13 protein-coding genes are annotated in these 23,858 nt (G+C 40.5%); 8 read left to right on the forward strand and 5 right to left on the reverse strand.

From position 1 onward, the window contains the following. Positions 1-92 precede the first annotated feature (92 nt). Genes L2567_RS11865 through L2567_RS11875 form a run of 3 tightly spaced genes read right to left on the reverse strand, consistent with a single transcriptional unit; the run spans position 93 to position 2,236 of the window. The gene (locus tag L2567_RS11865; RefSeq protein WP_235297993.1) at positions 93-575 is read right to left on the reverse strand and encodes a hypothetical protein; all 483 of its coding nucleotides are present in this window, start codon (positions 573-575) and stop codon (positions 93-95) included. A 60-nt stretch (positions 576-635) separates the two neighbouring features. Beyond that, positions 636-1,883, reverse strand: coding sequence for an RNA polymerase sigma factor (locus tag L2567_RS11870; protein WP_235297994.1), 1,248 nt, complete (start codon positions 1,881-1,883; stop codon positions 636-638). Then, entirely contained in the window at positions 1,880-2,236 is a 357-nt protein-coding gene (locus L2567_RS11875; RefSeq protein ID WP_235297995.1) for a YciI family protein, read from the reverse strand. Before L2567_RS11875 ends, L2567_RS11870 begins: the two co-directional genes overlap by 4 nt. A 192-nt stretch (positions 2,237-2,428) precedes the next feature. Here L2567_RS11875 and L2567_RS11880 point away from each other — a divergent pair, with 192 nt between their 5' ends. From L2567_RS11880 to L2567_RS21325, 7 genes are all read left to right on the forward strand, one after another. Next, positions 2,429-4,192 carry a TonB-dependent receptor gene (locus tag L2567_RS11880; protein ID WP_235297996.1) on the forward strand — a complete coding sequence of 588 codons (1,764 nt, stop codon included), beginning with the start codon at positions 2,429-2,431 and terminating at the stop codon, positions 4,190-4,192. After that, entirely contained in the window at positions 4,189-7,503 is a 3,315-nt protein-coding gene (locus L2567_RS11885; RefSeq protein ID WP_235297997.1) for a hypothetical protein, read from the forward strand. The genes L2567_RS11880 and L2567_RS11885 overlap by 4 nt, the downstream gene beginning before the upstream one ends. A 1-nt stretch (position 7,504) precedes the next feature. Then, positions 7,505-9,508 (forward strand): fibronectin type III domain-containing protein, encoded by a 2,004-nt coding sequence (locus tag L2567_RS11890; protein WP_235297998.1) that lies wholly within the window; start codon positions 7,505-7,507, stop codon positions 9,506-9,508. Continuing rightward, positions 9,501-15,206, forward strand: coding sequence for a hypothetical protein (locus L2567_RS11895; protein WP_235297999.1), 5,706 nt, complete (start codon positions 9,501-9,503; stop codon positions 15,204-15,206). Before L2567_RS11890 ends, L2567_RS11895 begins: the two co-directional genes overlap by 8 nt. A 1-nt stretch (position 15,207) precedes the next feature. Then, positions 15,208-15,924, forward strand: a complete 717-nt coding sequence (locus L2567_RS11900) for a hypothetical protein (protein ID WP_235298000.1) — start codon at positions 15,208-15,210, stop codon at positions 15,922-15,924. A 400-nt stretch (positions 15,925-16,324) separates the two neighbouring features. Continuing rightward, positions 16,325-16,885 (forward strand): type 1 periplasmic binding fold superfamily protein, encoded by a 561-nt coding sequence (locus L2567_RS11905; RefSeq protein WP_235298001.1) that lies wholly within the window; start codon positions 16,325-16,327, stop codon positions 16,883-16,885. Between the two features lie 139 nt (positions 16,886-17,024). Continuing rightward, the gene (locus L2567_RS21325) at positions 17,025-17,456 is read left to right on the forward strand and encodes a Fur family transcriptional regulator (protein ID WP_406626686.1); all 432 of its coding nucleotides are present in this window, start codon (positions 17,025-17,027) and stop codon (positions 17,454-17,456) included. Between the two features lie 10 nt (positions 17,457-17,466). On the opposite strand, the gene L2567_RS11915 is transcribed toward L2567_RS21325, so the two are convergent. Continuing rightward, positions 17,467-17,976, reverse strand: coding sequence for a hypothetical protein (locus L2567_RS11915; protein WP_235298003.1), 510 nt, complete (start codon positions 17,974-17,976; stop codon positions 17,467-17,469). 206 nt (positions 17,977-18,182) lie between these two features. Between L2567_RS11915 and L2567_RS11920 the strand changes: the two genes are divergently transcribed. Then, complete coding sequence (locus L2567_RS11920; RefSeq protein ID WP_235298004.1) at positions 18,183-19,232, forward strand: VWA domain-containing protein; 1,050 nt, start codon at positions 18,183-18,185, stop codon at positions 19,230-19,232. A gap of 103 nt (positions 19,233-19,335) precedes the next feature. Here L2567_RS11920 and L2567_RS11925 read toward each other — a convergent pair whose 3' ends face one another. Further along, the gene (locus L2567_RS11925; RefSeq protein ID WP_235298005.1) at positions 19,336-23,751 is read right to left on the reverse strand and encodes a pre-peptidase C-terminal domain-containing protein; all 4,416 of its coding nucleotides are present in this window, start codon (positions 23,749-23,751) and stop codon (positions 19,336-19,338) included. Between the last annotated feature and the right edge of the window lie 107 nt (positions 23,752-23,858).

Below are 23,858 nucleotides of genomic sequence, written 5' to 3' on the forward strand. Positions count from 1 at the left end.
TCTTAAAGCAGGCTTTGTGGTTCTAGAGATAACGTTGTTGGCGAATCTCTACTTGACCTGACCACAGCCTCCAAACGAGGATTACAAACGTACTATTGAATTAATTCAAGAATCTCTTCTTTCTTATAATGAATGTCCTTTGAAATGAAAGTGAATTTTCTACCACTGTCCAAGGTGATGGTCATGCCACTATTTCCACCAAAATTGAAAATCCTTTCTCTATTTCCAAAGTGAATGAGTGCCCCACTCGACTTGGTGACCTCATCAAATTTAAAGAAATCGACCTTTCTGATTCGCTCTTTTCTAAACTTAATTTTACTGAACCCAAAAGGGATAATATTGATGGATACTTTCTTTTTACCAATTTTAACCTTAAGCTTGATTTGTGATATGAAGTAAACAATACCTGCCAAAAAAACAATGGTGAGTAAAAGTGCCATACCTTCTAAGGTCAAGGTGGTTCCACTCCTAATCATGGCACCTAATTTAAGCAAGCTGAGCACTAGAAAACCTACAATTATTGAAATAGAATAGACATCATGATAACCATTATCCAATACGACATTCTTCCTCATGGCATTCACTTTTAGTTTACACAAAGTTAACAATTAATTTACATTAAACGCCGGGCAATACTATTTTGTTACTATGCCACTCTTAATGTTTTCATAATTTTCAGTCAATAATTTTCGTTCAGATTGGTTTTGGACGAGTGCTAAAGCGTGTTCTATTTCTGCCTGAGCTGCCTCATAATTTTGAAGTGCCATTTGAATTTCTGCAAGGACGGCATGATAAAGGTGTTCTTTTCCTTTAAGTTGGAAAGGTTGTATTTTTGAGATGGTTTTAAGGGCCTTATCAGACTCCATACTTTGGTGTTGAATAACAGCCAGATTAAGAATGTTCAGAGGTGTTGAATGAATTCGAATCAAATGAGTGTAATAGTTCTCCAGTTTGCGCCAATTAATTTGATCAAAATTTTCAGCCATGACGTACTCTCCCGCAATGGCTGCTTCATAGTGAAATCTGGTAAAGATCTTAGTTTCCACAGCATGCTCCATATGCAGATGGCCTTTCCATACCAATTGGTAATTCCATCTTTTTCGATCCTGGTATTTGAGCTTAATTAAGTTTCCTTCATCGTCAATCTTCGCATTTAATCTCGCCGCATGAAAACACATTAATGCCATGAGCGCACTGGTTTCATGCTCCTTAAACTTATCCAATAACAACCCACCTAACCTTAATGCCTCTGCAACCAAATCTTTTCTGATCAAAGAATCCTTGCCGGAAGAATGAAAACCCTCATTGAACAATAAGTAAATGGCCAAGTGTACAACGTCGATTCGTTCGTTAAATGCAGCTCCAGTGGGCACTTGAAATGCAATGGGGTCCCTTTGAAGTTTTTTTCTTGCCCTTTGAAGTGTTTTCTTGACATTTTCCTTGTCCAGAAGCAAGGCTCCGGCAATTTCAGTTATAGAAAATCCACTGAAGGACTTTAGAGCAAATATGATTTGATCCTTCGTTTTCAAGCCTGGATGGCAAATGGTAAAAAGTAATCTGAGTTGATTATCTTCAATTTCATGATCCGAAAACACTTCTGACATAGACATAAATCCCGGTCCGGAAGCCTGGTCATATTTTTTATGGGTAGCTGCTTTACGAAAAAGGTCTATTGCACGATTTTTGACCGCTGTTCGCAGCCAGGCTTGCAGGTTATCCGGTAATGAATGGTTTCGAAAATAAAGCACGGCTTTTTTAAAGGTGTCCTGTACTGCATCTTCGATCAACTCCAGATTTTGAATGCCATATATTCGGGTCAGTGAAGAGACCATCTTCCCATACTCGTGTCTGAAAAGATGGTCTATGATTTTATCTGAAGTCACATTCCTTCGAATTTCATGACTTCTCTGACCTCAACGGTACTTCCTAAGTCATAATCCGGGAAGTCTTCAGCAACTTTCATCGCTTCTTCCATTGATTCTGCAGTGATGACGTAATACCCACCAATGAGCTCTTTGCTTGCTGCAGAAGGCCCATCTGTAACGATTCTGTCAGGACCTGAAATTCGCTTACCGTGAGCGTGCAGTGCTTCGCCTCCTTTGACGATACCTTGCTTTTCCATTTTTTCATGCCATGCAAACCATTTACCCATCCTTTGCTGAATCTGTTCAGCACTTAGACCCATACCATCTTCGCCATAATCGGGTCCTAGAAAAACCATCATGTATTCCTTCATTGTTAAAAGTTTTAGAAGTTCAAAATAAAAAATGTTTCGCTAAGTAGACGTAGCGCAGTTTTCATAAGGGGACAATCTTTTTATTTTTTTTGACCTTATTTGCTTGAATAGTGAAATTCATATATCTTAATCTCAATAACACCGCTCACTGCCTTTTCATAACCAACTTTCTGCTATGCAGATGAAAAACAAATGCTTTTAATAATCGCCCGCATAAAAATTATTGGGGTGGTGTTTCTCCTTTCTCCTGTCTGGCTCTGTGGGCAAGATGTAGAACAGCAGTACCAATCCTTACGTAAACGGATTCAAAATGATCCGTTAAAAGTTACAGGAAATATCAATGCCACTGCTCAGTATTATCAGGCTTTCGGAATAACAGGCCGTGCGATTCCTTTTAATGGAAGAATACTCGCAGCCTTAAACTTTGATCTACTGGGTGTTAAAATGCCTTTTTCACTGGCATATTCCAATGGTGGCGTAGTGTTTAACCGCCGTCTACCTTCTTATAGTTTTGTTGGATTGAGTCCTTCGTACAAGTGGGCAAAACTATTAGTTGGAACGCGAACCATGAACTTTGGAAAATACTCTTTTAACAACCATTCTTTTAACGGGGGCGGAATAGAGCTTACACCCGGAAATTGGTTCTTCTCGGGATTTTACGGCAGATTGAGACGAGCTCGCCTGGAAGACTTTCAAACCATTAACAACGTTGATCCGTATTTCAAAAGAATGGGTTTTGGGGGTAAAATCGGGTACAAGAACGGCAAAGACAAGGTGTTGATTTCAATTTTTAAGGCCTGGGACGATGGTTCGTCCGTTCCTTCTGTTGCCTTGGATTCCAGTTTAAATTTCTCTCCCTCCGAGAATGTCATCCTAAGCGGCGAGATCGGAAAATCCATCGGACCACGAATGGATCTAGAGATCAATTATTCGAGTTCGGGATTTACAGATGACCGAAATTTAAACGCTGAACAAAAAAGAGTAAGGGTGTCAAATTACGGCGGATTACTACGGAAAAATATCAGTTCCAGGATCAACAATGCCTTCGAAGCGAAATGGATTTATCGCTTTAATTTATTCTCTGTCAATGTAGGTTATGAAAGAATTGATCCGGGATACCGGACAATGGGAGCCTTATTTTTCAACAATGACCTTGAAAACATCAGTGGAGGCTTAAACCTAAAACTCTTTAAAAGCAGACTGATCCTGATAGGAAGATCAGGTATTCAAAGAAATAATTTGGGGGAAGACCAGGCTAATCAGTACAGAAGGATTGTCGGAAGTGCCAATGCAACCATCAGGGCTACTAAGTCACTTACTTTTACAGGCAGTTATTCTAATTTTAATCATGTCAATAGAAGGATTTCCATTCGAAATATTGATTCTTTAAATGTAATTACAGATCTGGTGTTATCAAACGAGAATGGCAGCGCAGGCTTTAGTTGGATTCTTACCAATGACAATAGCCGTAGCTCTGGAATACAGGGACAGATGACTTTCAATCGGGGAGCTACCATAGAAAATGATTTGGCCAGACTGGATCAATCCAGTAGAACATTAACCAGCACTGTCAACTACTTTTTACAATTGAAACCTGCAGCGTGGAGCTTTAATGGTCATCTGGCCCACCAAAGAAATAAAATTGGACTGCTTGAAACCACATTTAATAGCGTAGGTATTTCGTCAGAAAAGTCACTTCTCGATAACAGTCTCAATATTTCGTTGGCTTTGAATTATGCGCTTTCTTCTCAGAAAGTAGATGATCTATTACAAGCTTCAGGACGTGTGATCAATTTACAATTTTCCACTGGATACCAATTAACGAAAACCAGCGCCATTGTATTTACTTCGGGACTGATCAATAACCATGTAGAAAATACAAACTCCGGCTTACAAAAATTTAGTGAATTTAGAAATACATTGAATTATACTTATCTCTTTAATCCACAAAAATGAAGAGGATTAGCATCATAATCATTTTCATTATCCCGGTCGTGGGATCTCTATTTGGCAATCACAATCCAATTCATAATGGACACGATTTCCTCAACATTTCTAAGCTCACCTACTATCTGGACAGTATTGAAGCTGCTAGCAATAAATTGAAAACTAGGACAAGTACTTTTCAACAAGTAAAAGGTTATCAATTTAAAAATGTCGACCAGTGGATCAAGAGTGCTGCATCCCATAAAGGCGAAGTAGACGGCATGGAAGACATTGATGCCATGGAGGTGGCTTATGCCGGCAATCCGAAGGTCCGCGCTGCCCAAAAGGCGATAGACGGTTTGAGCCGATCCAATTTAATAGGTGCACTTACAGGTGCGGAAATTCTTCAGTTTCCCATTGGCATCAAAGACAGCATCAATGGTTATACCTATTCTCTTGTATTTCATGAGGCCAGGATACTTCCTGAATATACCATCATGAAAGTGTATGGAGCCATTCAGAAGAAGGGTGGTGTTCAACTGATGTTTGGAAGTGATGACATCAAGTTTACTTCTGAGGGCGGATTTATAGGTGATGCTACATTGGCCTTATTCGCAGATTTCCCGTACCGACCAAATACCAGCAACATGGCCTTCGTTTTCAAAGCTTTCGATCGGAATGAGGACGGTAATCATGGAGGATGCTACATTACATTTGATTGCAACGGATTCAAATCGGCTAGAATAGAAGGAGATGTTTTAGTAAGCAGAGAATGGATCCTGCCTACAGACGAAACTGGTCAGCTACTGCCGGGAAATCAGAGAGTGAAAGCCAACATTGGCCTTACCGTTTCTGATTTCAATCACATCGTGGTCAATGTTTCATTGCCTCACTTTACGTTGACACAAGACACCAGCATCGCATTTATAGTCGATGAGGTGGTGGTAGACCTCTCTGAAACTAAAAATGCACCAGGATTCGAACCTCCACCCATCTTTGATCCCGAGCAGCAACTGATTGTCAGTCCATCACCAGATCCAACCCGTGACGCTTTATGGAAAGGCGTTTTCATCCAAAAGATTGAAGTTATTCTACCCTCTGTTTTCCAACAAGATGATGATCGTTTGGCATTTGGTGCTGAACGGCTCTATCTGGACCACAAAGGAATTACAGGCAAGTTCTACGTGGATCAGGTCTTGTCCTTAGATCGTGGAAGTATGGGCGCCACTGGATGGGCTTACAGCATGGACAGATTAGAAATGAGTACCCTTTACAGTGAAGTGTATGAATTTGGTTTTGATGGCAGAGTGGTCATCCCGATAGGTGATAAAAATCAAAGTCTGAGATATCGCGCCCTGGCCAACCTAAAATCAGAAAACTACGTGTTTGACATAGGTGTGGACTCTCTGATGACCATACCAATGTGGAAGGTCGGGAGTGCAGTCTTGAATGAAAACACTTACTTGAATGTGGGCGTGGTGAACAATGCATTTAAAGTGCAAGCGGTGTTGTCAGGAACGATGAATATTGAAGTTTCACCGTCAGAAATAACAAAAAATACAGACCTGACCATTGCGGATGTTTCGTTTGGCCACTTGATTATTCAAGATACCCTGCCTTATGTGAGTCTCGGAACACATGGCGGTCACATTACTTTTACTGCGGGACCGATCTTAAACAATTCGATACTAAATGTTGATCACGCATCCATTATCAATATGGATAATGACCGAGTGATGTTTAGCATAGGCATGGAAGCGGGACCCATGTCTGAAGAGGATGGAGGTGCAAAGGTGGGTGGTGCTTTTGGGATGGTTGCCAGACCTCAAATGGTTTCGAACCGCCAGAGCTGGGAGTTTGAAGAAATGAAATTAATGGCTCTAGAAATCCATCTTGATTTCGCTGATGCGGGCTACATCAAAGGGGGTATTGTTTTTTTCGCAGATGACCCGGTTTATGGCAATGGTTTTGCCGGTAATCTAGAGGGTGGTTTCGTCAAAGATGGAAATCGCTATAAATTCAGTGCTGCCGCAAGTGCTCGTTTTGGAACCATGAATGAAGGCTCGGAAGAAGAATATAAATACTGGAGTTTTGATGTTTACATATCTTCCAGCTTAATGGCAGTTCCCATATATCCTCCTATCGCTGCCAATGGTTTTGGGGGAGGAATGTATCATCACATGAGCATGGCTGGCTATGAACTGGGATTGATGGCTGAAAATGGACTGAACAATCCTTATTCAGGCATCATTTACGAACCTGATCGCAATACCAGATTGGGGCTCAAAGCCACCATTGGACTAACCACCACTTCGGGAAAAGCTTTTCAGGGTGTGGTGACCCTGGAACTTTCATTCAATCAGAACCTGGGACTGCGGGAGATCAAGCTGTATGGCACAGGTGAAATAGCCGGGAGTGATTCGGAAGGATGGGCCAGCGCACAGAAGGACAATATCTCGTCGAATGTCATGGAAAGAAGTGAGGCTGCAGCATTTAATGAAACCAATGCCAAAGGTAAAGCCAATACCATCAGTTGCGCAGTCATGATGCGGGTTAGTCTCGTCGATGGATTTCTGATGCACGGCAATTTCAATACTTATATAGATGCCGGACAGGGAAAAATTAGAGGGCAGGGCAAGCTGGATCTTTTAGTCAATGTTCCACAGGATCCCGGATTAGAAGACCAATGGCATCTTTATATAGGTGGTTATGCTGATGGATCTATCTCTAATATTGAGGGAGAGGTCATTCCACCTGTTTCAGTGGGAATATACTTTAAGACTTTCAGTATTACTGCCAGCCTGTATCTTTTGATGGGCAACGATCTTCCTGGACCACCAACATTATCCCCTCAATTGGCCGCTATTTTCGGCCAATCTGCCAATGAAATCAATAGATCGAAACTCAACGAAGGAGGAAGAAGCTCTTCCAATGCAACGGGTGCAGCATTTGGCAGCAGCATGAATGTTGGTTTTACCTACAGGCACACCAAGAAAAATGGAGAACCCGCTAAATGGAGGTATGTCAATGTACGCGGAGGCGCTGGATTTGATCTGGCTTTATTGAGTTTCTCTGATCAGTCCACATGTTCACTGGTCGACACCTTTCCACATGGCCAAAAAGGTTGGAGAGCATATGGTCGCGTTTACTTATACGCTGAAGTTGAAGGTTATTGGCTTAAGGCCTTTAAAATACACAAGCAATTTTTAGCCTTTAAAGCAGAAGGAGATCTTCCTAACCCGGATTATTTCAACATTGACCTGAAAATTAAAATCCTAAATAAGGTGGATATTAATAAGAATGTGGAACTGGGAGAAAAATGTGGAACCGTAAAGAGTTGATATGAGAATAATGATCCTCTGCATATTGACATGGAGTGCAATTATGGCACAAGCACAGCAACCACTACTTTATCATCACTTTGATGGCACCAACCTTAGTTTGCGCTGGAAAATGGTTAATGCGAGGACTTGGACAAAGGCATTAAATGATGGATTTCAGGTGACCAGAACCAATGTTGCCACGGGAGAAGTACAGCAGTTTGAGGTCAGGAATCAGACGCTAAGATTTCTCAATTCAGCAGCTGATGACTCACCGAAATACGTTGTGGCGAAACTACTTGATAGTGAGACAAATCACAGTGCCTATATCGAGGATATTTTTGAAGGTGCTGAAGTTGATTTTAGTGATGTGGATGAATTGAGAATGGAGCTGGTCGATTATGTTTTAAACACCAATCATCAATTGATATTTAACTCAGGTTTCGGATTTAAGGACGAGGAAATTATATCTTCAGAAACATTGAATTATACCATTACCGGTCCCGACAATCTCAAATTGGAATTTGTTTTGGAGCCCGAAACTTATGAGGAAACGAAGGTATCCGAAGTCAAGCCAACCTGGGAAAATAAAAAAGTAACACTAGAATGGAACACTCGAGCTAATAATGAAGTATTCTTTGGTTACGAAGTGCACCAATCCATTGCGGAGGCGCCTTTTGAAATCCTGGATACACTGCTCATTAACCCCACTGATACCTCCTCTGATCAGGCATTGCATTTTATATACCGACAGATTTCTCTCAATAATAATGATGATCCATATACCTTCCGAATTTATGGACGAGATTATCTGGGACTACGCAGCCAGAATTTCAAGGAAGTAACGGGGCAGGGCAGTATTGGAATCGGAGCAAGCCCATCAATCGATCGATCTGATCTTCTGAATACCAACGAAGTTCATCTGGCCTGGTCTCTTTATCCTGAATTTGAGCCCAATGTCAAGGAATGGCGCATTTATGTGGGTGAACATTGGGATGGCCCTTACGAATCAGACAGTTTGAATATCGATCCTTCAACTAATCATCTGATCAGATCACTTCCCTATGAAAATAATTTTTTCCGAGTAGCCGCCGTAGACTTAAATGGCAAGGAACACAGTTCTTTTCCTGTACTGGTCACTCATCTGGATACTATACCCCCGGCCACTCCTACCAATTTGACTGCGGTTATCGACAGTAATGGCATAGTTGACCTCACTTGGGATCAAAATGTAGAAAAGGATTTTTATGGTTATAAAGTATTCTTTGGATTCGACAGTACACGGGAAATGACATTGGCTCATTTTAAGGCTATTCCCATCTCGATCTTTAAAGACACCATTGGCCTAAAATCCCTAAACCGCGATCTCTTCTATAAGGTGACAGCAGTGGATAACCGAAACAACAGGTCTCCATTTTCGAAAATTGTAAAGCTTTTAAAACCGGACATAATTGCACCACTGAGTCCCAACTTTTATGATTACAAGAGTCTACCCGGAGGTACACAGCTTGCATGGCACACTAGTTCAAGCGGCGATGTAGTTAATCAACAGTTGTTCCGAAGAAATATCGAAGAAGAAGTGGATTGGACGCTGGTGCAGGAATGGCAAGCGCCAAATATGGACTCCACCTTCACCGAAAGTAATCTTTTACCGAGCAGCACTTATGCCTACTTCATGATGGCTATGGATTCCTCTGGAAACTTTTCCGAGCCTTCTAAACCTGTTGTGATTAAGACTTTACCCAAACATGATGTTGATCTAAGTCGCTGGGATATTAACCTTGAAGAAAATGACAGCGTACTGTTCAATCATGATTTTGTAGACCCCGAAATTTACAATATTCAGTTGATCAAAGCGTCGAAAGATCAACCCGCACATATTGTAGCTTTGTTGGACATCGACACAAAGTCTTTCACAGATCGATTACCGAAGAAAAATCAGACTTATTCCTACTTTATAAAAATCATCTACAAAGATGGTTATGAAACTGAATTTTCTGAACCCAAAAACATTCGCTATGAATAAGGGATGGGTTCAACGTGTTCGAGATCTTTTGAAGGGTAGAATGAGGCTTAATTTCGTACTGATTCCGGTCATCACTTTATTCTTAGTGGTCAATAGCCAAAACTCAAATGCACAGAATTACCCAGTAGATGTAAACTTGCAGATTTTACCCCCACATAGTCCTGCCTTCCATACCTTTAGTCAATCTCAAGGTTTGCAGGCCAACAAAATCTTATTAAGTGCCTCACTCAAAGATCTTGCAGTATCCCGCCTGGAAATAGGACTTCGAATTGAATTCAGGGGGCCCAATGGGGTTTTCTTTTCAGATCCAGCATTGATTAATCTTCCGATTTCCATTCAGCAAGGTATTCCTACCGTTTTAAGTAATAATGACTTGATTCCCTATTTGTCGTCTTCTGGTCTGGCTAACCAAATTACTGATATCGATGGATTTATGGCAGAAGGTGACTGGGAAATCTGTGTGACAGCATATGAATTGTTGAACCAGGAGCAAGTTTCCAGCACCTCCTGCTTCTACCTGTTTCTGGAGCAATTTGATCCTCCAGAAATCATCTTACCGCTGGACAGTCTACATCCCAGCTTTCCACAAAACGTGCAATTGGCATGGCAACCGCTCCACATGGGTGCTTTCCCGGTTCAATATACCATAGAATTGTGGGAGGTTCTTGATGGTTTTACGGAACAACAATTGGTTGACTTGACCGCGCCTTATTATGTCAATACCGTCAATCAGATCACTTCTGACTTTATTACCGCGCTTGATCTACCGCTTGGGATCGGAATGGAATACATCATGAGGGTCCGGGTAGAGGATAAGGTCAATGGTGGTTTAGGATTACCGGTCTATGCTTTTAAAAATTTAGGTTACTCGGACTTACATCGATTCAAGTATGGAATGATTTTGCCGGGTCAGATTTGTGAAAGTCCCGAGGCTCCAAATTATCTGGTAGATGATCAAAAAGATATGATTATTTATTGGGGTACAGGTCCACCTGTACAAGAGCAAGTCGCTACAGAATCACCAAATAGTACAACGACCAGAAGTCCTGAGGATGCCAATAATCTTTCTGGTAATACGCGAAGTATTTCTAATGAATTGGGGCAAACTGGTTTTTCCAATTATTATAATCTTCATTACCGTGATATTACTGATGGGAATGCACAAGAGTGGCGCATCATCGAAACTGCTGAAGAATGGATGATATTTGAAGACTATCTCAGGGGGCATAAGTATGAGATATACGTTACCAGAATTTGTGCTGCACAGGAGCGAAAAAGTGAATCACTGATATTGAAAATTCCGGTTTTGCCTCCGGAAAGAGATTTTTCATGTGGCATGCCCGCTCTGGAAGTAGACTTATCTAATGAAGCTCCTCTTCAAAGCCTGGTCACTGGAGATACCATAATTGCAGGAGATATGCGTGTCGTGATTTTGGATGCTCAGGGTGCCAATGGTTATTATTCAGGTTCCGGTTATATGAAACCCCCAGTATTCGGTGCAAAAGTTGGACTGACTTTCAATCAAATTTTTATCAACGAAGAATACAGGTTGGTACATGGAGAGATGAGGACCATGTACGATCCAACAGGTGGCAATATGGTCGACGTTGGAAGTTGGAGGGATCTGTTTCCTGCAAACAATGACCCTTTTCCGGTAATAGAACTGCCCCAGGTTTCAGAGGTAACTTTTCTGGATGGCAAAGTGATCATTTATCCTGAAGGTGGAGAATATGAGGCCCCTCTAAGGGTAAGTACGCCGGATGGCGATGTCTTGTTGACAGGGGGCATGATCATCAGGGAGGTGGAAATTGATCTCCCGGGTAATATTTCAGGTGAATTTGAAGTGACTTTTAGTGTCGCTGATAATCATCGATATGGCTTTGACAAAGTGGATTCTAAGCTCTTATCCGATTACGAACAGTGGGCAGGCACACCTCTCGATCACAAGTCTGTTGCCAGAGGAGGTAGCGATTTTATTCGATTTACATTAAGCAAAGTGCCCAATTACTGGACTGATACCAGCATGGATTCAATCCAGGTGATCACTGAAAACAAGTTTGAGTTACCCTACACGGCCATTGACGATCAGTCTATTGAGATTAAGGTACCCGGTTTAGAAGGCCCAGAGGTGGTTTTTGTACTAAAGGGTAATCAATGCCTGGGTGCATTTCATCTGGTGCCGTATGTCAAAACGATTTATACGGTTAATCTTATTCCGGTCAATGGCTTTGGCGAAGATATCGATGTGATTTCTCTCGAAAAAATGACGAATCAGATTCTGAATCAGGGTGTGATTGAGACACAATTAAAATTGCGCATTGATCAGGGGATTTCAGATTATTCAGGTATTCTTGCGGCAGAAACAGAGGTACTAAGCGCCTATTCGGACCAAATGAAAACCATTCTTCGGCGCCACCTGGAAACGTTCGGACAGGACGAAAACCAGATGTACCTTTTCATAGTAGATCAAATCGAAGATCCTGTCAATGGAGCTATGCCGGAAGGATTAAATGCCGGATTCATTGAAATGACGACCAATGAAAAGGAGCTTGCCCGCACCATCGCACATGAATTGGGACATGGAGCGTTCACCCTTAATCATTTTTGGATCAAAACGGACTATGACCAGGGACAGAGTGATAATCTAATGGACTACAGCTCCGGAGAAGAATTGGTATACCATCAATGGAACAGAATGCACAACCAACGATTTCCGTTGCCCTGGTTTAAAAATAGCGAGGATCAACAAAGTGTTGGAGAAGGTAAAATTGCTTGTGTACCTGATACTTCAATACTCGAATTGGGGCTTTCTAATGTATTTATAGATCCTGATTTTAAAGGAATCACAATCCCTGAAAACGCATTACCCCTCAGCTTTTACAGACTTGACGACAAAAAATTGAAAGGTGTTCTCCATTCATTTCTTTACTTAGATGAAGAGTATAAAGTGGGCTTCAAGAAAGAGGAGAATAAGAATGTATTTCTCGGATATTATAAATCTAAGCAAGATGAAAATGGTGCTATCAATACGATAGCATATGATTACATCCAATTAGAGGAGGGAGGAAACAAAATCATTCCCAGCGTCATCCATGAGGAAATTCAAGTCATCTACGCAGATGACAGACCATCCGAAATCATTGGTACCCATGTGAATTATTGTGATGTTGAAAAAGCTGAAGAAGAGTCGGTAGTTGAACTGGATATTGACTTTTGTGAAGTAGCGGTTCCCAGTGCAACAATTAATTCTAATTTGGTAGATAGAGTGGCCAGGAAGCTGGACGAAATGATTGCTGCCAGGAACAGCCAAGCCAGTAAGATTAGGCCCAAGGATCAATATTGGCATCTGGCTTCAGTTGATTTTGAAAAGGCACCGCTTGCAAAGAAGGAAGCTGACTTACTTGATGAAAAACTCTATCTGCTCAAACACCACACAGGTGACCATATTTACCTGATTTATGCCAGAACTACGGACAGGTATACCATTTCACAATCCCGTGAAATTGCCCAATTAGCGTATGAAAGAAGTCAAAACAAGGATGATCAGACCTTTTTGATTGTGCTGCCATACAATAGTTTATTGAACAATTTTAGCAGTGCTTGCGGTTTTCCGGGCTACTACCCCTCCACGCCTCATCCTATAGAAAATACAGCACAGGTTCAAAGTGTTTCCGATTACGTCATTAGAATTTTCCAAACTTTCTCAAAACCACTCCATCTCCAAGCTTATCTGTATTTATCTGATGGATCCATTCTGGAACTAGGCGGCCGAACAGAAAGTAATATAATCGGCCAACCGGCCATCAATGCAGTGCGATTATACAAGAGTCGGCATAGAATTGCTTTGATGAATGAACTAGGGCGCAAGCCGCTTTTGACACAGACTTCGGCAGAAGCGATTCAGGAATATATCGCAGGTAGAAGGGCTTGGGAGGACAATGTTAATCGACTTAGACAGACTGTTTTTGTAGAAGAATTAAAGGCTTTGAATGGTGAGGGTATTGAAAATATACTTGTACTTGATGAGAATGTTTCGATGCTTAGAGAATCTTACAGTGCTGATAAGAAAGTGTCGTTGGCCTATGCCAAATTTCATTACGAATACACTGAAAACTATGTAGATGCCACCTTGAATGAAGCTTTTGGAGACTACGAGATAGATGATAAGGAGCATTTGCATAATGAGATAACTCCGCATGACATTGCTTATAAGGTGATAGATTTAATGGCATTGACGTTGGCACCAGTCGGGGCGGATTTCATCGCAGATATTACCGGAATGTTGTACACGAGCATTTTCAACACACACGCATTCGGCAAGTATGCAGAATATGGAAGTGGGTTGGCCATTGTATTTGCATTAGACAAAGTGGTCAAGGGAGGTGTCAAGGGATACAAAGCGGTACGAAAGCTTGAGGACGGAAAGGTCGTTTACCAGATTTTTGAGCCTGAATATGTATTGAAAGCTGACGAAGAGTGGATCACTTCGATTTTCGCCAGGAGTAAATTAGAGGCCCAACGACTATTGGATGTAAATATGGCGGACATGTCTTTTGAGCTGTTCTACAGAAAGGCAGCGGAAGTTTTCAATGGTCACAATTTGACAACCATCCAGGTCAAAGAAATAACCGATGATATTGCACGGTTACTCCCCAATATGCTGGACAACCCCGGATTGCTGAGTGGAGAGCTCGCAGAGATATTGATAGCACAGGGAGTAAAGAGAACAGATTTCATGGCTCAGTTGAGAAATCTGGAAGATGACGTATTAGAGGTTTTTGTCAATGACTTAAAAGGGCGCCCCGAATTGGTGAAGTTTTTCGGGGAGTTTGGGGAAGGAAAGGTAGGAGCGTGGGGGGAGTTTATCAAAGCAAGTAATAACTTCTCAGCAAAAAACCCCACGGTGCTTGAAAAGTACATGAAGTTAAGTACTAAGAATAAACAGACTATCCTTAAGTTTTCTGATAAACCGGGTGAAAGTACGATTGCAAAATTCTTCGGTGAAGCTGATGATGCAACTCTTGATGCATTGAATAAAAATGAAGATATAGTTGAAGCAATTCTAGGTCATAAATCTGATTACACCAGAGCTGACTATGAAAATGTTGCCGAAGTCCTAGATGATATAGAAGATGTCTCTCCAGGCGCGAAGGAATTTATGGAAAAGTGGTTGGAGAGGTCGGCAGGTTTAAGTAATTTTAAAGGGGCAGCAAGGCTAGGTAATGAATTAAATGAAAATATTGTTGAATCAATTATTAGTGGATCTATTATAAAAAAACTTTTACAGACTAAGCTGGACATAGATCTAGATGGATATACTTTATTAAGAGAAGTTCCCTTTATAGTACCGATAACATCAAGTACTCCTGGAGGATTTATGAAGGCAGATATAATTTTGATTAAATATGATGATTTAACTAATGAAATTGATGATATAATTATAATAGAAAACAAGCTTCGGGGTACAACTGACTTCACGCCTGCTCAGACCTTAATATTTAATAAGGTAAAATCAGATTCTGGTCTAGCTACAATAGATTTCGTAGTAAAATTTAATCGACCCCAATATAATTTGATAGCAAATCAGATTCTTCAAGTAGCAAGAGATAAAATTGTAAGAATTTCAGACAGTGGAACTAGTGAGATCAAAAATATAAATTTAGTAGACATTCAATTAGTTAAAGATTTAGATTTTTAGAATGGTAAGTATCTCAGAACAAAAACAAATTATTATTCCTAAAGTTAAGTCATTCCTGATGGAAAAAGGATTTACCATGTTAGCTAATGATGAAGTGACATTCATTAAAGATGAGGAAAAACGAATAATTAAAACATATTTTTATTTTTCAGACAGTGGCTTCAGTGGCAATACGCTTTTTTCTATAACATTTAAAATTGTGGAAGAAATAATTGTCAAAATTGGTCTTCCAAATTTGGCGTTGATTCACCAAGATCTAAAATATTCAAGCCTTTCTACAATCTACGATAATGAATCAACTTATAACTATACTGATCGAAAACAAAAAATTGGATCTACTCCAATTACACCAAGATCTAGAATTATTAAAACTGAGGACCTAATTCATTGGTTTAATGCTTTTAAAACTTATATCAATAATGAAGGACAGATCTTCTTAAATAAATACCCTGATGTAATAGCACTCAACAAGAAATTAACTGAACTTCGAAATGCTGGCGAAAGAAGTTATTCTAAACTATTACTTGGTGGTATTGATCACCTTTTTCGGGCACTTATTATTACAGCTATTTCAAGAGATAATCATTTTTATGAAATGGTAAAAACTTTCGATTCTCTAATACTACAAGATAAGTATGCAGCATGGCACCCATACTATGAAAAGCTAAAGTTAATTCTCACAAATACTGAACCATTGGTGAATACCAAAATGATTTAACCTTATTACATTTTCCGAGTCAAAAGTGTATGCTCTACTAAATTCTACGGTTAAAAACATCCACACAAATTACCTTTGCATAATGATCTCAAAGAAAAAGAGCATAAACATTAAAATAGAGTCAATTAGCAAATTAGCATCCTATCGATATTATCAAGAAATACTCAAATAATCCATCGTATCTGCATAACGTCTCGCATGGCTTATTTTGATATTAATAAAACATTATGATTACTGATTACCTGGAAATCTTGAAATCTTGAAATCCGAATTCTTTTTAAGCTATATTAACTTAGTCAACCATTTTCTTCCTTGAGACAATAAAATTTGCTCCCCAAATGCAACAATGTTGCATTTAAATGTTACCTTTACTCCCACACACAAAAAAATACGACCCATTATGATTCAGAAAATTGCACTTTACACCATCCTATTAACTCCCTTTCTACTCTCCGTATCATGTGAGAAAGAAGAACCTGTAATTCCCAACGAAGAAGAATTGATCACAACTGTGAACCTTACGCTCACTCCAGCCGGGAATGGCATTCCCGTGCAATTTACCTTCGTAGATATTGATGGAGATGGTGGTGAGGAACCTACCATCACAGGTGGCACTCTGATGGCCAACCAAACCTACTTCGGCGAACTCGAGCTGCTGAATGAAGCAGAAACTCCAGCTGAAGACATCACCCAGGAAATTCAGGAGGAAGCAGAAGAGCACCAATTCTTCTTCCAATCAGAAATCGAAGATCTGGAATTCGTTTACATCGATCAGGATGAAAATGGATTTCCCATTGGGCTGAACACAAGAATATCTACAGGTAATCCCGATACCGGACAAATCATTATCACACTCAAGCACGAACCCAATAAAGCAGGAGATGGAGTCTCAGACGGAAACTTGCTCAATGCCGGCGGTGAAACAGATATTGAGATTAGATTTCCTGTGACCATCCAGTAAGTCTTTCATGGTGCGCTTGAATTGAACGAATTGTTATAGGACTGTAGAACAAAGCATAATCACTGGAGCCCACAACACTCAAACTTGGATACATCATAAGCCATAACCCCGTACGATCAGACTTTAATTTTTGACAAATATGAACACCCTTAATGCAAAAGACATTCTCCATGAAAGAGGCTTGAAGGCCACTTCAACCAGGGTGGCATTGCTTCAAAAATTACAACAACACCGATCTGCCATGCCCTACTCTACCATTCAGGAACAAATGCACGACTGTGATAGAGTTACTTTGTATCGAACCCTTGAAAGCCTCAAAAAACAAGGCATCATCCATACTGCGTTTCAGGAAAACAACGAAACTTATTACGCCATCTGCGGTCAAAAGTGTGATGAGCACCACCATCACCACGATCATATACACTTCAAGTGCATAAAATGCGAAAATGTAACTTGTGAAAAACCTGAAAAACTCATTCAGATTAGCTTGGCCAACGTTGATATACACAAAGTTTCTATCCATGTGGAAGGGGTCTGCCAAAACTGCTTAAAACCCAAAAAAATCCATTGACCTAAAAAACCTAAGAAGAAATCAAACGTCGTCGAGTGGTCCTCCACATGGCCACACCACAAACAACCAAAGACAGTCCCTGCATTAAAGCAAAGAAATGTTCTCCTTTCTCAAAAGTGACCAATAACATCATGCCGTGAGAGATACCCAGGCAAAGCCAACCATTGAAATATTTCTTTTTCGCCAGCAACAGAAAGGCACACATAAACAAAATAGAGGTCGCAAACTCCATCCACCCACTCTCGCGGATATTGAAAAGAAGGTATAACATGACCAATCCCACCACAGCATATATTCCTATCGATACCTTAATGGACATCTTCTCCGCAAATAGTCCCAGAAACATGATGACGAAACAGGCTAATTCCAGTGAAAAAAATAGATAGAACGATAGATTGAAAAAATAAATCATGGCTAAAGCCGAGGCCAGCAAACCAAACATCCAGCCCGATCGCTTTTCAAATAGCAAAAGCAATTTATTGGTAAAATAGAGACAGGAAACAATGATTTCTAGTAACACTTCAGATCAATTTCGGCCTTTAAAATAAGCTATAAATCTCTATCTATTTCAAACTTTAAGTTTTGTCCTTTACGAGTCCATTTGGATAGAAAAATACCATCGGCGCGATTTTTGCGTTATATGACAACATAACGTAATATTTAGCTACTAAGCCTAGGATTCATATTATAACCGATTTATTTCCTAATTACTAAAAACTATCCTTAATGAAATCTTACGCATATTTATTAATAGCGCTTTTTATAGTCGCTACTTCATGTCAGAAGGACTTTTCAAACGTTGAAATTCCACCCCTCGGATGTACAGAAGATCTTTCCGAAAATTCTTTTGAAATTACCATACAAGACAAATTTGTAGAGCTTCCCGGAAAAGTTTCAGTCTTCTTTAAAGTTGACAGAAAGGATGGTAAACCGGTCGCAAAATTGAGAAACAATGATTTTTCCGTTTACGAAAAAGGTAAGAATGATGATTGTTTCAAGACCATATCTGCTTTCGAGTCCAATGCCAGAATATCTCCGAATCAACAGATTTTCAAATACAGTACCATGTTGGTCCTGGATTTGAGTGGATCTGTTTTGCAAGGCAGTTTTTACGAGCTGAAGAATGCAACCAAACAATTTATTCAAAGTATTATCTATCGAAATGATGATGCGACGGAAATAGGAATTTGGTGGTTTGATGGGGAAGACAAGCTTCATGAATTGCAGGATTTTACTGAAAATACCAGCTTATTGCTTTCGAAAGTCGACAAGCTTGATCCGAATATGAGCAATGATCCTTCAACTGATCTTTATGGTGCAGTTTTGAAATCAACGGTCATTGCAGACGATCATTTGGCAGGATATCTCAATAAAGGTACAATTGCTGCTTCCTCTGTCGTGGTCTTTACAGATGGTACTGACCAGGCTGCCAGACATAGTAAAGACGAAGCCATCAGAGCGGTCAAAAGTTCTGACGCCAGTATCAACTATTTTACCATTGGGTTAGGTAACGAAATTGATACTAAAGTGCTAAGCGCTCTAGGTCCTGCAGGTACCATCATCGCCGATAGCAATCAGGATCTTGAAGAAAAATTTAAAGAAACGGCTGATCTTGTATTTGATGAGGCCAACAGTTATTACTTATTTGAATATTGTAGTCCAAAAAGAGATGGTAGTGGGGTCAATGAATTGGTACTTCAAGTAAGTAGTGATGGACTCAAAGGATATGCTAAGACTGAATTCGACGCTACGAGCTTTGAATCCGGCTGTAATTAAGGATTATTTGAGAGCTCAAATTAAATGAAGTCTTCCAGAAACGAAGACTGTAACAATACAAAAAAATGGATCATCCTCTTCTTGAAGATGATCCATTCTTAATTTATCGGATCAATAAAATCGGTACAGAGTGATCACCCAGTTTTAGGTAATATAATCCCGGTGAATGTCCACCCAATTTGATATCAAAAGTTTTGACATCCTTGGTTAAAGTTCCTTCATTTACCTTTTCACCCAACACATTAAATATCGTCCAGCTCTTTATATTGCTGTCCAAACCTTCCTCAATGGTTACATTAATTTTATCCACCGTCGGATTTGGGAAAACATTAAAGCCAATGACATCTATGACAGGAATGGATACTGACATGATATCTACCTCTATTGAACCTCGTACTTCGCATCCGTTTTGGTCAGTCACAGTCACGTCATAGGTTCCATTTTCCACATTGATTAACGAATCTGTCGTTGCTCCCGTGCTCCACAAATAAGCATATGGTGGTATACCTCCGGAAACTGATGTCTCTACTGTCGCCAGGGAATCCGGATCAGATGTGACGTCTTTTAATTCAATGGTCAACTGATTCGGGCTGATGAGGCTTATTGAATCTTCAACCGTCAAGCCTGAAAAGATATCCGTAACGGTAAAGGCGTAAGTCCCTTCACCCAATCCACCGATCGAATCCGTCGTGGCGTCATTACTCCACAAATAGCTGTAATTATTGGTTGCTCCACTGACATCAAGTGCAATGAATCCATCGTCTCCAAACTTGCAACTCACATCCTTCACATTGGCTTGCACATTTAATGGAGCCAAAATGGCCACCTGTCCATCATTCTCCACAACTGTAACAGCCTCAAGGTCGTTATCAGCAGCACTCACATCTAACGGACTATCCGCGAAGGTGACAGCCGCTTCAGTTTCCACGTCTCCGATGACATCAAAAGTCAAGGTAAAAATGATGGTGCTATCCGGTACAGTTTGGCCTTCGTTTCGAGGCTCTGTCCAGTAGAATGTCAATTTGTCCTTACTACCACTCGGACGCCCGAAATTATCATCAGTAAAGTTCTCTACCCCATAATTTCCGACACTGACAAATTCAAGTCCCAGAGAATCCCACTGAATGGTTCCTTCCAGAATGCTTAATTGTTCCCAACCATTGGCCCTAACATTAATCATAACTTGATCTGAACTGGACGCGAAAACTCTATCAATAGTCAACTCCAAAGTATCTCCAGGTGCTGAACGCAAAGGATCGCTGGATTGATTAAGGTCACCGATTTTAATTCCGTAAAAATTCTCATTCATGTAATCACCATCAATACCATTGTAGGTAATTTCAGTCGGATAATTCTCCGTAAGCGGATGGTCGGTCGTAAACTGATAACTTTGTGGTATAAACCTCCATGAAGTATTGTTGGGATAAGCATCAATCACACGTAAGTGCATTCTTTGCATCAAGACGACATCGATGGCATTGATAACCTGATCATTATTAACATCCGCAGCTATCAAACTGTAAGGTGAATCTAATGTGCTGATTTGAAGTATGTGCCTTTGTAGCGTGACAATATCTAAAGCATTCAGACCATTATTCGGATCAGAATTCTTAGTGGGTCTCAATACATAATTTTCTCCGAAATTCAATTCTTCAATCATGAAAGTTCCATCTGTCCCTGTAATCATCTCATCCGTTTCTCCACTTATGGCCTCTACTTTCACTTTGGCCACAGGTCTCTGGCTGTCTGGAGTCACAATTTTTCCACCAATATTAACCAGTCCGGCAGCTTCCCTTGCACAAACAGATCCATCCTCGGTCTTTAAATCTACCTCTTCTAAGTCACCATTGAACGCTTCAGTCGCTACCGGTTCATCCACGAACTTAAGACTGATCGGATTAGCGGTCGCATTGACCAGCAAAATTCTAATCCTAAACATTAAGGCGTCATCCTCCAGATTCTGGCCTTCCGTGTGTGACCAGAAGAAACGAACCTGATCTGATCTGACTACACGGTTGCTTCCACTTTCGAAAAGTGGATTCAGAGATTCGATACCCTTTATTTTAATGTCAGTGGAATCAGAGGCCTGAATCGTAAAGTTGAAGGTAAGTATGTCTTCAAAATTTCTAGTTGTTACATCTATGATCACTTCAGTTCCTGCAGTTCTACAGGCAATTGAATCAATCTTGAATAACAATGCATTGCTTTCTTCTTCCTCTTCTTCAATGGTAAACTGATTACATGACTGATCAGAACCGCAATCATTGAAAACGGTTAGGCAAACCTCATAAGTCCCAGGAGCGTATGTGAATCCTCCTTCTGAGTTTGCAACACCACCGTCATAATCCCAGGAGACGCTGTCAAAATCAGTAGAAGTATTGGTGAAATCTACGGATGATCCATCGATGTCCGTTGTAAAAGAACTGGTCGGTTGATTATCGTCGCAATCCATTGGCGGACAAATATTAAATTTCTTACAACATACTCGCCAACAACCAGAAATTGAATCATACCAGAAAACAGATACGGTGAAAATCTGGCATTTCCAACCCGTTGGAATTTTAAATTTGCCACCTGGCAGATGGACATTTCCTTCATCGAATCTCCAGTAAAAATTGGAAGCTCCCTCTAAATCCAGTGAGAAGGTGAATGTTCTTGTGGATTCATCATAGTCTGACTGAATGGCTTCTCCACAATTGTCAGGCGGACAAATAGAAAATCTCTTCGTACACACTCTCCATGTCTGATAATCAGGATCGTAGTAAGCCACTTTGACAGTTCTGTCCTTACAAGTCCAGTCATCAGGCAATTCAAAAACACCATCAGGCAGTTCAGTTCCATCTTCGACGAAACTCCATTCCGCATCTGTTGCTCCTTGCACATTCAAGGTAAACTTAAATTTATTTCCGTCGGCGATGTAATCATAATCAATAGTGCCATCACAGCTTTGAGGTGGACACAAATTGAATTTCTTGCAACAAGCCTTCCAGGTTTTTAGGTAGGTATCATAGTAATATACTGTTGCTGTTCTGTTTTTACAAGTCCAATTTTGAGGAAGCGTAAATTCACCATCTGGCAACACTTCGCCTGTTTCATCGAATTTCCACCTTAAATGGGTCGCACTTGGATGAACAAAATCGAATTTATAGGTATTGCTACTCGCATCGTAACTTGAAGTAATGGCATCCTGGCATGAGCTTGGTGGACAGAAGGTAATCGTTCTACAACAAACGACCCAACATTGAGATGCTGTGCTGTAATATCTGACAGAAATGGTCAGCGTTCTGCAACTGGCCGGCATATTGTTAGGGTCAATCCCTACACCATCCGTGTCGTTTCTCCAGCTTACATTGGTCACATCGGCCATATTTGTATTCATGGTCAACTTGTAAATGCCATTGACATATTGGTACGAAATGATATCCTCACAAGTTGTCGGAACACTTATGCAAGCCTTTTTGCAGCAGGTAAAAGTTTGACCTGTCGACTTGTTCTTATAGACAGCGCATACATTATAAGTACCTGCACTGGGAAAGATAAATTGTACATGGGGTGCTGTGGCCAATGTATTCCCATTAACCTTCCAGGCCACAAATTCTAGGTTAGATTGCGCATTGAACTTGTAGTTGAATTTGAGATTGGACCCATTTCCACTGTAATAACTGGTAACCAAATCATCACAGTCGACGGTTTCATAGCCATCACAATTAACACTCAGTGTAAAGGGTGACTGAACACCTTGATATCCATCCAGCACAATGTAGTAATCGCCGGCCGGAAGTGTTTTCCTGATCACTTCTGAATTGGTACTACCTTTTCCACTGACGGCCACACAAGTCTTTCGGTCACAGGCATTCAATAAAAACATGTCCAAATCAGCAGAAAGTCCACTGGCAATAATGGTTACTTCTTTAGTTGAGGTCAGGTTGAGTTCGTAAACTTTTTCTTTCCCATTATAGCTGCCATGAGCATTGCAATAAAGACCATCTGTATTGTTGCTTCCAGTAGAAGTGTTATCAGAAATGGACTGACCACAACTGATGGTTTGAGCATCTACACATTCCAATTCGCCGGAATTATCCACACAGTCGAGCTTCAGATAAAAGTTAGAGGTTGCTCCAGCCCAGCCATCGATCACGATATAGTAAACACCGGGATCAAGCGTGACACTGATGTATTCATAATTATAGTTACTGGAATGCGTACTTTTAGCGACACAATCGGCTGGTGAGCACGAGCGCAATAAGAACATGTCCAGGTCAGCGGTTAAATTGGCCAACAGTATCTTAATGGTCTTAGCACTTCCTTTTACTTCAAAGGAGTAGATCTTTTCTCGGCCAGTGTATTCGTCATGATCAGTACCGCAATAACCTTCGGATACCGTATTATAGCAGTTCTGATAATTATTGCCTGCTATAGTTTCGCCACACCATAGTTCTGTGGCAGTAGCGCAATTAAATTGGGAGAACAAAGATATGCTCAAACATAGGCATACCAGGAGGGTAAAGAATTTTTTCATTATATGTATTTTATGAGGCTTTTGCACCAATAAATTGATAGGCCTCGGTATATGTTATGGGTCTACAAATTTAAAATTAATAAATTTATATACGATTTATTTTATTC

The organism is Portibacter marinus (genome assembly GCF_021533195.1).
In the GTDB taxonomy this organism is placed as follows: Bacteria; Bacteroidota; Bacteroidia; order Chitinophagales; family Saprospiraceae; genus Portibacter; species Portibacter marinus.

Bases quoted from the DNA above. Each gene is read 5' to 3' on its own strand.
- L2567_RS11920 (WP_235298004.1), top strand. From the start codon at position 18,183: ATGAAATCTTACGCATATTTATTAATAGCGCTTTTTATAGTCGCTACT.
- L2567_RS11865 (WP_235297993.1), bottom strand. From the start codon at position 575: ATGAGGAAGAATGTCGTATTGGATAATGGTTATCATGATGTCTATTCT.
- L2567_RS11880 (WP_235297996.1), top strand. From the start codon at position 2,429: ATGCTTTTAATAATCGCCCGCATAAAAATTATTGGGGTGGTGTTTCTC.
- L2567_RS11885 (WP_235297997.1), top strand. From the start codon at position 4,189: ATGAAGAGGATTAGCATCATAATCATTTTCATTATCCCGGTCGTGGGA.
- L2567_RS11925 (WP_235298005.1), bottom strand. From the start codon at position 23,751: ATGAAAAAATTCTTTACCCTCCTGGTATGCCTATGTTTGAGCATATCT.
- L2567_RS11895 (WP_235297999.1), top strand. From the start codon at position 9,501: ATGAATAAGGGATGGGTTCAACGTGTTCGAGATCTTTTGAAGGGTAGA.
- L2567_RS11900 (WP_235298000.1), top strand. From the start codon at position 15,208: ATGGTAAGTATCTCAGAACAAAAACAAATTATTATTCCTAAAGTTAAG.
- L2567_RS11890 (WP_235297998.1), top strand. From the start codon at position 7,505: ATGAGAATAATGATCCTCTGCATATTGACATGGAGTGCAATTATGGCA.
- L2567_RS21325 (WP_406626686.1), top strand. From the start codon at position 17,025: ATGAACACCCTTAATGCAAAAGACATTCTCCATGAAAGAGGCTTGAAG.
- L2567_RS11875 (WP_235297995.1), bottom strand. From the start codon at position 2,236: ATGAAGGAATACATGATGGTTTTTCTAGGACCCGATTATGGCGAAGAT.
- L2567_RS11905 (WP_235298001.1), top strand. From the start codon at position 16,325: ATGATTCAGAAAATTGCACTTTACACCATCCTATTAACTCCCTTTCTA.